Below are 13,596 nucleotides of genomic sequence, written 5' to 3'. Positions count from 1 at the left end.
GGAGCGACCGTCCGCGAACCAGCGGCAGCCGCCCCCGGTTCGGTCGGTCTCCGGCCGGGACGCCGCACGGAAGAGCGACGCGTATGCGCTGCCGCTGCGCCGGACGGGTTCGAGTCCGACTTCGCGGGACTCAGCGCCTACTTCGCGTCAGTGCGCGCGGCCTTCGACGACCGGTCCATCCGGCGCGGCGTCGTGGTGGCCGAAGGCGACCACCTGGCCTGCCAGACCTGGATCGAAGGCACCTTCGTCCGTGAGTTCACCCAGTCGCCGGTCGGCCCGCTGCCGCCCAACGGCGAACGCGTCGTGTTCGACCTGATCAACATCTTCCGCTTCGACCGCCAAGGCCGCCTCGTCGAGGAGTGGGTGCGTATGGACAACCGCCACCTCCTGCGCCAGCTGGGCGCCGGGGAGGGCCGTGCGGACGACCATCGGGGGTCGGCGGTGCCCAGCAGCTGAGAGGGCGCCGCCGTCGGCAGGGGTGAGCGGCCGGAGCGGCCGACGGCGGAGGCCGGGAAGCACCGATGCGCCCAAAAGTATGTTTACGTCAAGGCAATACACTGGCAACACCACGGGTGGACAGGGCCTGTATGAGCCCATGGCCCCGTCTCCTCGAACCGATTCCTCCGACGATCGAGGTTCCCGGCACAACGGCGTGCGGGGTGCCCGTTCCAGCAGTGAGAAGGGAACGCACTCGCATGCCGTTTTCCGATGGTGCCCGCAGCGGGCACCACCCGGGGGTCCGAAGCGCGTACGAGCACGTGGTGCGGCGCAACCCCGACGAGCCCGAGTTCCAGCAGGCCGTCCTGGAGGTGCTCGACAGCCTCTCACCCGCCCTCTCCCGCCACCCCGAATACGCCGACCAGCGCATCCTGGAGCGCCTCTGCGAACCCGAACGCCAGGTCATCTTCCGGGTGCCGTGGCGCGACGACCAGGGCAACGTGCACGTCAACCGTGGTTTCCGGGTGGAGTTCAACAGCGCCCTGGGCCCCTACAAGGGCGGGCTGCGCTTCCACCCCAGCGTGAACCTCGGGGTGATCAAGTTCCTGGGCTTCGAGCAGATCTTCAAGAACGCCCTCACCGGCATGAGCATCGGCGGCGGCAAGGGCGGCAGCGACTTCGATCCCAAGGGTCGCTCCGACAACGAGATCGAGCGGTTCTGCCAGTCGTTCATGACCGAGCTCCACCGCCACCTGGGCGAGCACACCGACGTCCCGGCCGGGGACATCGGGGTGGGCGGCCGCGAGATCGGCTACATGTTCGGCCAGTACCGGCGCCTCGCCAACCGGTGGGAGGCCGGGGTCATCACCGGCAAGGGCCTGGAGTGGGGTGGTTCGCGCGCCCGTACCGAGGCCACGGGGTACGGGAACGTGCTGTTCACCCAGCGGATGCTGGAGCGCTCGGGCAGGAGCCTGGACGGCCGGCGCGTGGTGGTGTCCGGTTCGGGCAACGTGGCGGTCTACTCGGTGGAGAAGGCCCAGCAGCTGGGCGCCACCGTGGTCGCCTGCTCCGACTCCGGCGGCTACGTCGTGGACGAGAAGGGCATCGACCTCGACCTGCTCAAGCAGATCAAGGAGGTGGAGCGGGCCCGGATCTCCGAGTACGCCGAGCGGCGCGGCGACGCCCGCTACGTGGAGGGCGGCAACGTGTGGGACGTGCCCTGCGACGTGGCACTGCCCTCCGCCACCCAGAACGAGCTGGACGCGGCATCGGCGCGCACCCTGGTCCGCAACGGCGTCCTGGCGGTGGCCGAGGGCGCGAACATGCCCACCACCCCCGAGGCCGTCCAGGTGCTGCGCGAGGCCGGTGTGCTGTTCGCGCCGGGCAAGGCCGCCAACGCCGGCGGCGTGGCGACCAGCGTCCTGGAGATGCGGCAGAACGCGCGGCGCACGTCGTGGTCGTTCGAGCACGCCGAGGCCGAGCTGGCCGAGGTGATGACGGGGATCCACGACCGGTGCGAGGAGGCAGCCGAGAGGTACGGCGCCCCGGGCGACTACGTGCTCGGCGCGAACGTGGCCGGGTTCGAGCGTGTGGCGGGCGCGATGCTAGCCCAGGGCCTGATCTAGGCACCGGCCTCCGTCCGGGGCCTGTGGACGGGCCCGGACGGAGGCGGGTCCTCCTGCTCCGGTGGGGCGGCGAACCCACCGGAGCAGGAGGACCCGCCTCCGCGCCGACCGGTCGGGCGGACCGGGGAGACGGCCGTGCACGGAGGAGCGCGCGACCGCCCCCGGGACCGCGCCGGGGGCGCGGCGGGCCTCAGGCCGCGGACCGCTGGTCGGCCGGGCGCCTGCGCAGTTCCGGGTGGATGACGGCGGGCGGGTCGTAGGAGACGTCGAGGGGGCCGATGTCGGTCCCGGGCGCGACGATGCCGTCGATCCTGTCGAGGACGCCGTCGTCGAGCACGGCGCCGGCGCCCGCCAGCAGGTCCTCCAGCTGTTCCATGGTGCGGGGGCCGATGATGGCGGAGCTGACGTCGGGGTGGGCGGCGACGAAGGCCATTGCCAGGTGGGCCAGGGACATCCCGGCCTCCTCGGCCACCACGATGAGCTGTTCGACGGCGTCGAGCTTGCGCTCGTCGGTCAGGTGCTCGGGCATCCAGTGCATCCTGGCGTTCTGGGCGGGGGAGGCGCCCTTGCGGTAGCGGCCGGTCAGCAGGCCCGAGGACAGCGGCCCCCAGGTCAGCACGCCCAGGCCGTAGCGGCGGCAGAGCGGCAGGACCTCCCGCTCGATCCCGCGGTTGAGGATGGAGTAGGTGGGCTGCTCGGTGCGCAGCCGCTGGAGCGCGCGCCGCTCGGCCACCCACTGCGCCTCCACGATCTCCGAGGGCGGCAGGTTCGAGGAGCCGACGACGCGGACCTTGCCGCTGCGCACCAGGTCGGTCAGCGCCGAGAGCGTCTCCTCGACGTCGGTCCGGGGATCGGGGTGGTGGAGCTGGTAGAGGTCGATGTAGTCGGTGCGCAGGCGCCGCAGCGAGTGCTCGACCTCGGCGATGATCCAGCGCCGGGAGCTGCCGTGCCGGTTGGGGCCCTCGCCCATCCTGCCGTTGACCTTGGTGGCCAGCACGACCTCGTCGCGGCGGCCCTTGAGGGCCTTGCCGACGATCTCCTCCGTCTCGCTGTAGCCGTACACGTCGGCGGTGTCGACGAAGTTGACGCCGGCGTCCAGTGCCCGGTGGGTCATACGGATGCATTCGTCGTGGTCGGGGTTGCCCACCCGGCCGAACATCATGGTGCCCAGGCAGTAGGCGCTGACCTCGATGCCGGTCCGCCCCAGCTCGCGCGTTCTCACAGTGATCCGGTTCCTCTTCCTTTCCGGCAGCCGCACGGCACACGCCTGCGGCGGTGACGCTCCCGTGCCCGCCTGGACGGGCACGGGGCCGGGGCGGCGGGGCGCTCAGCCCGCCCTGCCGCCCCGGCACACGGGGGTCAGCCGTTGTACGGGGCCGCGACGTCCAGGACCCAGACGATGCCGAAGCGGTCCTTGAGCATCCCGTAGAGCGGCGCCCACGGGGAGGCCTCCAGCGGCTGCACGACGGTCGAGCCGACGGCCAGCTTCTCCCAGAGGGCGGTGATCTCCTCGGTGCCGTCCCCGCGCACGGAGACGAACACGGCGTTCTCGCCCCGGTCCCACGGCATCGGGGAGGGCACGTCGTAGGCCATGACGTGGAAGCCGTTGTCCGCGATCACCTGGCCCCAGGTCACCCAGTCCGCCTCGTCCGGGTTCTGCACGTTGCCCGTGTCCTTGTAGGTGACGACGGCGATGTCCCCGCCGAAGACGGAGTGGTAGAACTCGAGCGCCGCGCGGGCCTCGCCGCGGAAGTTCAGGTGGGTCGTGGTCGTGATGGACATGGTGGCTCCCGGTCTTCGTCTGCTCGGGTGAGCTTTGTACGGCTGGTGTCGGCGGCGGTCGGCCGTGCGCCGCCGCGGCGGCGCACGGCCGGGTCCCGGGGGCGGTGGAAGGCCCCGCCCCTCGGCAGCGGACACGGAAACGTCCGCTGCCGAGGGGGTGTGACCTGCGATGACCGCGTTTCCGCCCGCCCCCTCGCTGCCTGCGGCCCTACATTCGCAGGCTCACAGGACAGGGTGTGTCCTCTATGTCGAGCAGGATGGGTCCATGGTGAAAACGTCCGCCCGCCTGCTCGCGCTCCTGTCCGTGCTCCAGACCCGCCGGGACTGGTCGGGTGACGAACTGGCCGAGCGACTCGACGTCAGTGCGCGCACGGTCCGCCGCGACGTGGACCGCCTCCGCGAACTCGGCTACCCGATCACGGCCTTCAAGGGGCGCGACGGCGGCTACCGGCTCGACGCGGGCTCGCAGATGCCCCCGCTGCTGTTCGACGACGAACAGGCGGTGGCGCTGGCGGTGGCGCTCCAGTCGGCCACCGCGACCGGCGCCGGTATCGGGGAGGCCGCCGAACGCGCGCTCAACACCATCCGCCAGGTCATGCCCGCACGCCTGCGCCAGCGGATCCGCCCGATCCGGGTCGAAGCGGTCGCGCCGCCCGACGCCGCCCCCGCCCGGGCCGACGGCAGCCTGCTCATGGCGCTCAGCGCCGCCGTCCACGCCCGCGAGGAACTGCGCCTCGACTACGCCCCCGCCTTCCGGTCCGCCTCGGACCGGGACGGCACCGCGGTGGTCCGGCGCCGGGTGCAACCCCACCACCTGGTCACCTGGCGGGGGCGCTGGTACCTCCTGGCGTGGGAGGAGGAACGCGGCGACTGGCAGACCCTCCGCGTGGACCGCATCTCGCCCCGCACCCCCAACGGTCCGCGCTTCACCCCGCGCGAGGTGCCCGGCGGCGACGTGGCCGCCTTCGTCACCGGCAGGTTCCGGGGCTCGGACGGGCCGGCCGACTGGCCCTGCCGGGGGGAGGTCGTCCTCGACCTGCCCGCAGCGTCCGTCGCCCCCTTCGCCTACGACGGGCTGGTCGAGGAGCTGGGGCCGGAGCGCTGCCGGCTGGTGCTCGGTTCGTGGTCGTGGGCCGGCCTGGCCTCCGCCGTCGGGCGGTTCGACGCCGACTTCGAGGTCGTCGGACCGCCCGAGCTCGAGGACGCGTTCGAGCGCCTCGCCCGCCGCTTCGGAGGCGCCGGACGCGGGGCCCGCCCCCCGGAGGGCTGACCGGCCGCGCCGCTCCCGGCCGCAGCCCTCCGCGGCCGGGGCCGCCACGGGCCCTGTCGGACGCGGGACCGGCAGGGGCCCGTGGCGGCCTCCCGTCAGCCCGCGGGGTTCTCGCCGGTCACCACAGGTGGTGGACGTGGGGTCGGACGAGCTCGTCGTAGACCTCGCCGATCCGGGCGTGGACCTCGGGGGAGAGGGGCGCCAGGTCCGCGGCGGCGGCGTTGCCGCGCGCCTGGTCGGCGTTGCGGGCCCCGGGGATCACGACGCTCACGCCGTCCTGGTCCAGGATCCAGCGCAGCGCGAACTGGGCCATCGCCATCCCCTCGGGGACGAGCGGGCGGATACGCTCCACGGCCTCCAGCCCGGTGGCGTAGGGGACCCCGGAGAACGTCTCCCCCTTGTCGAAGGCCTGCCCCTCGCGGTTGAAGGCGCGGTGGTCGTCGTCGGCGAAGGAGGTGTCGGCGGTGAACCTGCCCGAGAGCAGGCCACTGGCCAGCGGGACGCGGGCGATGACACCGACCCCGGCCTCGCGCGCGGCGGGCAGGAACCGCTCCAGGGGCTTGTGGCGGAAGGCGTTGAGGATGATCTGGACGGTGGCCACGTGGGGGCGGGCGACGGCGGCCAGGGCCTCGTCCACGGTCTCGACCGAGACGCCGTAGGCGCGCATCCGCCCCTCCTCGACCATGGCGTCCAGGTCGTCGAAGACGGCGTCGGTGGAGATGACGGCGGAGGGCGGGCAGTGCAGCTGGACGAGGTCGACGGTGTCCACGCCCAGGTTGCGGCGGGAGTCGTCGTTCCAGGCCCGGAAGTTGGCGGGGCTGTAGTTCGCGGCGAGCTGCTCCTGGCGCCGGCCCATCTTGGTGGCCACGGTGATGTGGGGGAGTTCCTTGAGCAAGCGTCCCACGAGCCGTTCGCTGCGGCCGTCGCCGTAGACGTCGGCGGTGTCGAAGAAGGTGACGCCCTCCTCGGCCGCGGTGTGCAGGGCGGCGGTGGCGTCGGCCTCGCTGACCTCGCCCCAGGAGGCTCCGATCTGCCAGGCGCCGAAACCGACGACGCCGACGTCCTTGCGGGTGCGACCCAGTACACGTGTTTCCATGCGGCCGATCCTAGACCTCTGGAAGCGCTCCCAGGCGAGGAGGTCCGTGGTCTCCGGCGGTCCGGCGGCTGCGCGACCGGTCCGCCCGTGAGCACGGGGGCCGTGATGGCGCGGTCAGGCGCGGTCCGGGGGCCGGCCGCCTGCCGGGGCCGGGGGACGCGGACCGAACCGCTCCCGGTACCGGGCCGGGCCGACCCCGGTGTGCGCCCGCACGCTCGCTCGCAGGTTGGCGGTACTGCCCAGGCCGCTGGCCCGCGCCACCGCCTCGAAGCCCATGCCCCCGGCCTCGATCAGGCGGCAGGCCAGCAGCACGCGCTCGGAGCGCAGCCAGGCCAGCGGGGTCGTGCCCAGTTCGGCCCGGAACCGGCGGTGCAGGGTCGCCGGGCTGACCGACGCCCGGGAGGCCAGGTCGGCGACGGCGAGCGGTTCGCCCAGGTGCTCGCGGGCCCAGGCCAGGACCGGGGCCAGGGAGGTGTCGGCGGTCTCGGGGAGCGGTCTGCGGACGAACTGACGCTGCCCGCCCTCCCTGTGGGCGGCGAACACCAGCCGCCGGCTGACCGTGTTGGCGGTCTCCGCGCCGTGGTCGCGGCGGATCAGGTGCAGTCCCAGGTCCAGGGCGGCGGCGCTGCCCGCCGCGGTGAGCACGTCGCCCTCGTCCACGAACAGCACGTCGCGTTCGAGGCGGACCTCTGGGTGCATCCGGGCGAACAGTTCCTCGAACCTCCAGTGGGTGGCGGCCCTCCGCCCGTCCAGGACCCCGGCGGCGGCCAGGGTGAACGCACCGCTGCAGAAGCTGACCAGCCGGGCTCCCCGCCGGGCCGCCCGGCGCACGGACGCGACCACCTCCGGCCTGGGCGGCACCCACGGGTCGGGGCGGTTGGGCACAATGACTGTGTCGGCCTCCTCCACCACCTCCAGCCCGGCCAGGTCGGTGATGGTGAACAGTCCCAGGTGGACGCGCACGTCGGGGACCGCCGAGCACACGGTGAGGTCGTACCAGGGGTGGTCGAGCTCGGGACGGCGCAGCCCGAAGAGCTCGGTGGCCACGCTCATCTCGAAGGGGTTCGAGCCCTCGTCGACGACCAGTGCGACTCGGTGCGAGGATTCTTGCGGCATGTGCGATTCCTAGCACTTCCCCGGTCCGGGCGCCATGGCCAGGATGGCCCTATGAGCGAACGACCGATCAACCTGCGGGACGCGCTGGCCTCCTTCGACGAGCTGTGGAGTCCGCGCATCGTCACCCGGGTCAACGACTACGACGTGCGCGTGGCCAAGGTCCGCGGCGAGTACGTGTGGCACGCCCACGACGGCACCGACGAGTTCTTCCTCCTCCTGGACGGGGACCTGCGCATCCGGCTGCGCGAGCGCGAGGGCGCCCCGGAACGGGTCGTCACCCTGGAGAGGGGATCGGTGTTCGTGGTCCCGCGCGGCGTCGAGCACCGGCCCGAGTCGGACGGGGGCGCGTCGATCCTCCTCTTCGAGCCCACCGGCACCCTGACGGTCGGCGACCGCCACGAGGAGGTGCCCGACCACGTGGACGCCACCACCGGGCACGCCCTGGACGGCTGAGGCCCCGCGGCCCTCCGCCCCGCCCCGGGCTCAGTCGCCGAGGACGCCCTCGGCCACCGCGGCCACCTCGGCGGGGCTGCCGCCCATGATGAGGGCGGCGTGCTCGGTGATCGCCTCGACGGGCCAGTCCCACCACCGGGCCGCGAGCAGGCGGGCGACGTCGTCCTCGCCGAAGCGGCTGCGGATGTGCCGCGCCGGGTTGCCGCCGACCAGCGCGTAGGGGGCGACGTCCTTGGTCACGACACTGTGCGCGGCCACGACGGCGCCGTCGCCGATCGCCACCCCCGGCATGAGCGTGGCGCCCCGGCCGATCCACACGTCGTTGCCGATCCTGGTGTCGGGCGGGGCGGGGATCGACAGGTAGGTGTCCATGGTGCGCTCGGACCACTCGCCGCCGAACATCGTGAACGGGTAGGTGGAGGGGCCCACGGTGGGGTGGTTCCCGGCGGGCATGAGGATGGTGGCGCGCGGCGCGATGGCGCTGAACCGGCCGATCACCAGGCGCTGGGGGCCGTAGTTGTAGAGCACGCACGCCTGCTCGAAGGGGACTCCGCTGCCCTCGTCGTCGTAGTAGGTGTACTCCCCCACCTCGATGAGGTCGGAGGTGACCTGTGCCTTCAGGAAGACGACGTTGGTCAGGTCCGGCCGGGTCGTGGGGTGCAACCGGTTCGGGTCGGGTGCGGGCATGGGTCTCCCCGTTCTCCTCTCCCGGGGCCGGGCGGCGCCGGGTTCGTCGGGGACGAGGCTAGCGAACCGGGGCCCGCCGCCCGGCCCGCGGCGCCCCCCGGCCGCGGCCGGGGCGAGGGCCCCTCCGCGGGCGGAGGGGGCGGTCCGGAAAATCCGGGTGCGGGCGCGGGGCCGGCTCGCCAGACTGGCCGCATGGTCGACAACGTCTTCTCCGATGCCGCGATGGCCGAACTCTACGACGTCTTCCACCCCTGGGGCCTGGCCCCCGACGACGCCTTCTACATCGACCTGGTCATGTCCGCGCGGTCGGTCCTGGACGTGGGCTGCGGCACCGGGCTGCTCCAGCGGGAGGCCAGGAAGCGGGGCCACACGGGGCGGCTGGTGGGGCTCGATCCCGCCGACGCGATGCTGGAGGTCGGCCGACGCGACCGCGGGGACGTCGAGTGGGTCCTCGGAGACCTGGCGACGACGTCCTTCGAGAACGAGTTCGACCTCGTCGTGATGACCGGGCACGCGTTCCAGGTCCTCACCACGGACGAGGAGCTCCGGTCGGCCCTGGCGGCCGTGCGGCGGGCCCTGGCGGAGGACGGCCGGTTCGTGTTCGAGACGCGCAACCCCGCGGCGCGGGGATGGGAGGCCTGGCGGCCCTCGCGCACGCGCACGGTGACCGGTCCGGACGGGGCCGAGGCGACCTCCGTGCACCGGCTGGAGAGTGTGGAGGGCGACCTGGTCACCTTCACCGCCGCCTACTCCAGTACCGCGTGGGGCGGAGAAGTCCGGCACAGCCGCAGCACGCTGCGCTTCCCGGACGCCGACGCACTCGACGCGCTCCTGGCCGGGGCCGGCCTGGAGGCGCGGGCCCGGTACGGCGACTGGGCCCGCGGTCCGCTCACGGACGCCTCCGAGGAGATCATCACGTGCGCGGTTCCGGTCGGGCCCGCGCGCTGAGCTTGCCCCGGACCCCGTCGAGCAGGGCGTTCAGCCCGAACTGGAAGGTCTCCCACGCCTCCTGCTCCAGGTAGGGCTCGTTCTCGTCCTCGTTGGAGAACGCGCCCGCCTCGGACATGCGGGCGAGGACGGGGAAGCGCTCGGCGAAGTCGGGCACGAGCTCGTCCAACTGCGCGGACCGGGAGAACCACCACTCGTCCTCGGGCACTCCCGTCACGGCCTCGGCGCGGCGGGCCTCCGCGGCCGTCCGCACGGAGCCGCACACGAGGGAGAAGAGGTTGCCGTAGGTGCTGCGGATCCCGGCCGCGTCCAGCCCCGCACGGTGCAGCACGAGGGCCATGGACTCGAACAGCCGGTACTCGTTGGGGCCCAGCACCGGCCTGGCCTGGGACACCTCCAGCGCCCAGGGGTGGCGGAGGTAGAACTCCCACAGCCGGGTCGCCCAGTTCGTCGTAGCCTTGCGCCAGTCTGGTTCGCCATCGGCTTCGGCTGCTTCGGCGAGCTCCCCGAACGCGTGGTCGTACATCAGCTCGATGAGCTCGTTCTTGCTGGCCACGTAGGTGTACAGCGACATGGCGGTGCGCCCGAGCCGCTGTCCCACCGCGCGCATCGACAGCGCGTCCATGCCCTCTTCATCGGCGACGCCGATGGCGGTCTCCACGACCAGGTCCACGCTGAGTTCGGGCTTGGGGCCGGGGACGGCACGCGCGGACGGGTCCGCGGGGGCGCGCCACAGCAGGCCCATGGAGCGACGAGCGTCACCCTGCCCGGCGTAGATGACCACTTGCATCTCCTTATGCCATAAACTAACGTTCGCAGGCCGCCAGTTTACCGCATAAGGATTTCCGAGGAGCAGCGTGTCTTCCGAACCCACCTCCATGGCCGACAGCCACGACACCATCCAGGTCAGGGGCGCAAGGGAGAACAACCTCGCCAACGTCTCGGTGGACATCCCCAAGCGGAGGCTGAGCGTGTTCACCGGCCTGTCCGGGTCGGGAAAGTCCTCCCTCGTGTTCGGCACGATCGCCGCCGAGTCGCAGAGACTCATCAACGAGACCTACACGACGTTCGTCCAGTCGTTCATGCCCAGCCAGGGCAGACCCGACGTGGACACCCTGCGCAACCTGAGCGCCGCCATCATCGTCGACCAGGAGCGGATGGGCGCCAACTCCCGCTCCACCGTCGGCACCGCCACCGACGCCGCGGCCATGCTGCGGATCGTCTTCAGCCGGGTCGGCACCCCGCGCCTGGAGCCGTCGAGCATGTTCAGCTTCAACAACTCCGAGGGCATGTGCCCCGAGTGCGAGGGACTGGGCCGCACCAACCAGGTCGACCTGGAGGAGCTCTACGACCGGGACCTGTCGCTGAACGAGGGAGCCATCACCGTCCCCGGGTTCGCGGTGGACTCCTGGTACTGGCAGGTCATGGCCAACTCCGGGTTCCTCGACCCGGACCGCAAGCTGCGCGACTACACCCCCGAGGAGTGGGAGACCTTCCTCCACGGCCCCGCCACCCGCGTCAAGGTGGGCGGCAACTCCTTCTCCTACGAGGGGCTGGTGGTCAAGCTCAAGCGCACCTACCTGGCCAAGGACCGCGACTCCATGCAGCCCGGGATCCGCGCCTTCGTGGACCGCGCCGTCACCTACTCCACGTGCCCCGAGTGCGAGGGCACGCGGCTCAACGCCGAGGCCCGCTCGGTCAAGGTCGCCGGACGCACCATCACCGAGTGCTCGTCCATGCAGATCAACGAGCTCGCCGATTTCGTCGGCTCCCTGGACGAGCCCTCGGTGAAGCCGCTGCTGGACAACCTCGGCCACACCCTCGACTCCCTGGTCGAGGTCGGCCTGGGCTACCTCAGCCTGGACCGGGAGTCGGGCACGCTCTCCGGCGGCGAGGCCCAGCGCGTCAAGATGGTCCGCCACCTGGGCTCCAGCCTCAGCGACGTCACCTACGTCTTCGACGAGCCCACCGTGGGCCTGCACCCGCACGACATCGAGCGGATGAACAACCTGCTGGTGAGCCTGCGCGACAAGGGCAACACCGTGCTGGTGGTCGAGCACAAGCCCGAGACGATCGCGATCGCCGACCACGTGGTGGACCTGGGGCCGGGCGCCGGACCGTCCGGCGGGCGGATCACCTACTCCGGGGACGTGGCCGGGCTGCGCGCCTCGGGCACGCTCACCGGCGACCACCTGGACCACCGCGCCACCCTGCGGGCCGAGGTCCGCCGCCCCACCGGGGCCATCTCCATCACCGGGGCCGACAGCCACAACCTCAAGGACGTCAGCGTGGACGTTCCCCTGGGGGTGCTCACCGTGGTCACCGGGGTCGCGGGGTCGGGCAAGAGCTCGCTCATCCACGGCGCCCTCCCCGGCAGGGAGGGCGTGGTGGTGGTCGACCAGTCACCGATCCGCGGGTCGCGCCGCTCCAACCCGGCCACCTACACCGGCCTGCTCGACCCGATCCGCACCGCCTTCGCCCGCGCCAACAAGGTCAAGTCCTCCCTGTTCAGCGCGAACTCCGAGGGAGCCTGCCCCGAGTGCAAGGGCGCGGGGGTCATCTACACCGACCTGGCGATGATGGCCGGGGTCGCCTCCACCTGCGAGCAGTGCGAGGGCAAGCGGTTCCGGCCCGAGGTGCTCACCCACGAACTGCGCGGCAGGAACATCAGCGAGGTGCTCTCCATGTCGGTGGTGGAGGCACGGGAGTTCTTCACCACCGGCAACGCCCGCACCATCCTGGACCGGCTCTACGACGTCGGCCTGGGCTACCTGGGCCTGGGCCAGCCGCTGACCACCCTGTCGGGCGGTGAGCGCCAGCGCCTGAAGCTGGCGATCAGCATGGCCAAGGAGGGGGCGGTGTACGTGATGGACGAGCCCACCACCGGCCTGCACCTGGCCGACGTGGACCGGCTCCTCGCCCTGCTGGACCGGTTGGTCGACGACGGCAACACGGTGGTGGTGATCGAGCACCACCAGGCGGTCATGGCGCACGCCGACCACCTCATCGACCTGGGGCCGGGCGCCGGGCACGACGGCGGCCGCGTGGTCTTCGAGGGCAGTCCCGCCGAACTGGTGGCCGAGGGCGACACCCTCACCGCCCGCCACCTGCGCGCCTACCTGGAGCGCTAGGCCGTGGGCCGCTCCGCCGTCCGGCGGGGCGGCCCACGCGCTCGGACCGGTGGGGCGTCCCCGCCCCCCGACGGCCGTGAAGGACGGCGTGCCGGGGGGCGGGCGACCCCGGGCCCGGGAGCGGCTCGGGTCCCGCAGGGCTCAGGGGCGGTCCCCGTGCCCCTCCAGCACGACCTTGAGCTGCCCCAGCCGGTGCCTCCAGAACGCCTTCGTCCCGGCGGCGGTCTCCGCGTCCGCCAGCTTGGTGTGCTCGAAGGCGACCGTGCTCCTGCCACCGTCCTTGGCGGTGAAGTTGGCGCTGATCCGCGTGGACCGGTCGAAGTCGGCGGTCAGGCGCCGGGGCTCGGTGGAGGTGCGCACCGACAGGTCGTGGTCGGGCAGCCACCTCCCGCGCTCGCCCTCCTCGACGAAGGCGGCGAAGAGGCGCTCGACCGGCGCGTGGACGGTCTTGCTGACGCTGACCGCGAACCCGTCCTTCTTCTGGCCAGGGACCCGCATCCCGCGCTCCTGCTCGTAGGCGACCGTGACGGTCTGCGCCCACCACGCCGGGACGCCCTGCTCCCGGCCCAGCCACGCGGCCAGCTCGGTGTGGGTGCGGGCGGTGCCGTTCCAGCCGTCCAGGAGGGCGAACCATCCGGCGTAGTCGCGGCCGGTGTGCTCCCGCACGGAGTCGTCGGTGACGCGGCCGCGCATCGTCCCCGTGGTGCGCCGGTCGGCCGCTGACGGGGCGGGTGCGCCGGTGGGGCCGGCGGAGCCCGCCGGGGCCCCGTCCGCGGGAGCGGCGTCGGCGGACGCGGGGTGCTCCCCGCCGGGCGGGGGCTGAACGGCGGGGGAGCGGTCGGCGGCGGCTCTCCCGGGCCCGACGGCGGGCTCGGAGGACGCGCGGTCGGATCGGGGGGCGGTTCCGGTGCGGCCGATCAGGTGTGCGCGGGCGGCGGTGTAGCTCTCGCCGGTCTTGTCCATGCGGGCGCGCACGCGCTGCTTGAAGGATTTGTGGCTGGTCATGACGGCTCCTCGGCGACAGCGTCGGAACTCGCGCTCCCTCCGCCC

At 72.7% G+C, this 13,596-nt stretch carries 13 protein-coding genes; 6 read left to right on the top strand and 7 right to left on the bottom strand.

Annotated features, from left to right (window positions below; genetic code table 11):
* Positions 1 to 150 precede the first annotated feature (150 nt).
* Both ACQPYD_RS15360 and gdhA read left to right on the top strand, forming a co-directional pair.
* Positions 151 to 456 carry an ester cyclase gene (locus tag ACQPYD_RS15360; RefSeq protein ID WP_433701658.1) on the top strand — a complete coding sequence of 102 codons (306 nt, stop codon included), beginning with the start codon at positions 151 to 153 and terminating at the stop codon, positions 454 to 456.
* 239 nt (positions 457 to 695) lie between these two features.
* Complete coding sequence (gdhA, locus tag ACQPYD_RS15355) at positions 696 to 2,063, top strand: NADP-specific glutamate dehydrogenase (protein ID WP_433701657.1); 1,368 nt, start codon at positions 696 to 698, stop codon at positions 2,061 to 2,063.
* A gap of 190 nt (positions 2,064 to 2,253) precedes the next feature.
* Here the strand turns inward: gdhA and ACQPYD_RS15350 are convergent, their stop codons facing one another.
* A complete protein-coding gene (locus ACQPYD_RS15350; protein WP_433701656.1) occupies positions 2,254 to 3,285 on the bottom strand; it encodes an aldo/keto reductase in 1,032 nt (343 codons plus the stop codon).
* Positions 3,286 to 3,422: 137 nt separating this feature from the next.
* Complete coding sequence (locus ACQPYD_RS15345) at positions 3,423 to 3,845, bottom strand: VOC family protein (protein WP_433701655.1); 423 nt, start codon at positions 3,843 to 3,845, stop codon at positions 3,423 to 3,425.
* Between the two features lie 265 nt (positions 3,846 to 4,110).
* Between ACQPYD_RS15345 and ACQPYD_RS15340 the strand changes: the two genes are divergently transcribed.
* Positions 4,111 to 5,115: a helix-turn-helix transcriptional regulator gene (locus tag ACQPYD_RS15340; protein ID WP_433701654.1), complete on the top strand. Its 1,005-nt coding sequence runs from the start codon at positions 4,111 to 4,113 to the stop codon at positions 5,113 to 5,115.
* A gap of 118 nt (positions 5,116 to 5,233) precedes the next feature.
* Here the strand turns inward: ACQPYD_RS15340 and ACQPYD_RS15335 are convergent, their stop codons facing one another.
* Both ACQPYD_RS15335 and ACQPYD_RS15330 read right to left on the bottom strand, forming a co-directional pair.
* Positions 5,234 to 6,211 (bottom strand): aldo/keto reductase, encoded by a 978-nt coding sequence (locus tag ACQPYD_RS15335; protein ID WP_433701653.1) that lies wholly within the window; start codon positions 6,209 to 6,211, stop codon positions 5,234 to 5,236.
* A 114-nt stretch (positions 6,212 to 6,325) separates the two neighbouring features.
* Complete coding sequence (locus tag ACQPYD_RS15330; RefSeq protein WP_433701652.1) at positions 6,326 to 7,327, bottom strand: helix-turn-helix domain-containing protein; 1,002 nt, start codon at positions 7,325 to 7,327, stop codon at positions 6,326 to 6,328.
* 51 nt (positions 7,328 to 7,378) lie between these two features.
* On the opposite strand from ACQPYD_RS15330, the gene ACQPYD_RS15325 reads away from it, so the two are divergent.
* Complete coding sequence (locus ACQPYD_RS15325; RefSeq protein ID WP_330158994.1) at positions 7,379 to 7,780, top strand: cupin domain-containing protein; 402 nt, start codon at positions 7,379 to 7,381, stop codon at positions 7,778 to 7,780.
* A 30-nt stretch (positions 7,781 to 7,810) separates the two neighbouring features.
* On the opposite strand, the gene ACQPYD_RS15320 is transcribed toward ACQPYD_RS15325, so the two are convergent.
* Positions 7,811 to 8,467, bottom strand: a complete 657-nt coding sequence (locus ACQPYD_RS15320; protein WP_433701651.1) for a CatB-related O-acetyltransferase — start codon at positions 8,465 to 8,467, stop codon at positions 7,811 to 7,813.
* A 192-nt stretch (positions 8,468 to 8,659) separates the two neighbouring features.
* Here ACQPYD_RS15320 and ACQPYD_RS15315 point away from each other — a divergent pair, with 192 nt between their 5' ends.
* Positions 8,660 to 9,415 carry a class I SAM-dependent methyltransferase gene (locus ACQPYD_RS15315; RefSeq protein ID WP_433701650.1) on the top strand — a complete coding sequence of 252 codons (756 nt, stop codon included), beginning with the start codon at positions 8,660 to 8,662 and terminating at the stop codon, positions 9,413 to 9,415.
* Here ACQPYD_RS15315 and ACQPYD_RS15310 read toward each other — a convergent pair.
* Complete coding sequence (locus ACQPYD_RS15310; protein WP_433701649.1) at positions 9,381 to 10,199, bottom strand: TetR/AcrR family transcriptional regulator; 819 nt, start codon at positions 10,197 to 10,199, stop codon at positions 9,381 to 9,383. The genes ACQPYD_RS15315 and ACQPYD_RS15310 overlap by 35 nt on opposite strands.
* Positions 10,200 to 10,272: 73 nt before the next feature.
* Between ACQPYD_RS15310 and ACQPYD_RS15305 the strand changes: the two genes are divergently transcribed.
* Positions 10,273 to 12,546 carry an ATP-binding cassette domain-containing protein gene (locus tag ACQPYD_RS15305; RefSeq protein ID WP_433701648.1) on the top strand — a complete coding sequence of 758 codons (2,274 nt, stop codon included), beginning with the start codon at positions 10,273 to 10,275 and terminating at the stop codon, positions 12,544 to 12,546.
* A gap of 141 nt (positions 12,547 to 12,687) precedes the next feature.
* Here the strand turns inward: ACQPYD_RS15305 and ACQPYD_RS15300 are convergent, their stop codons facing one another.
* A complete protein-coding gene (locus tag ACQPYD_RS15300) occupies positions 12,688 to 13,551 on the bottom strand; it encodes a hypothetical protein (RefSeq protein WP_433701647.1) in 864 nt (287 codons plus the stop codon).
* Positions 13,552 to 13,596: the final 45 nt, after the last annotated feature.

This window comes from Nocardiopsis sp. CA-288880 (assembly GCF_050955985.1).
In the GTDB taxonomy this organism is placed as follows: domain Bacteria; phylum Actinomycetota; class Actinomycetes; order Streptosporangiales; family Streptosporangiaceae; genus Nocardiopsis; species Nocardiopsis tropica.
This window is presented reverse-complemented; position numbering and strand designations above follow the sequence as displayed.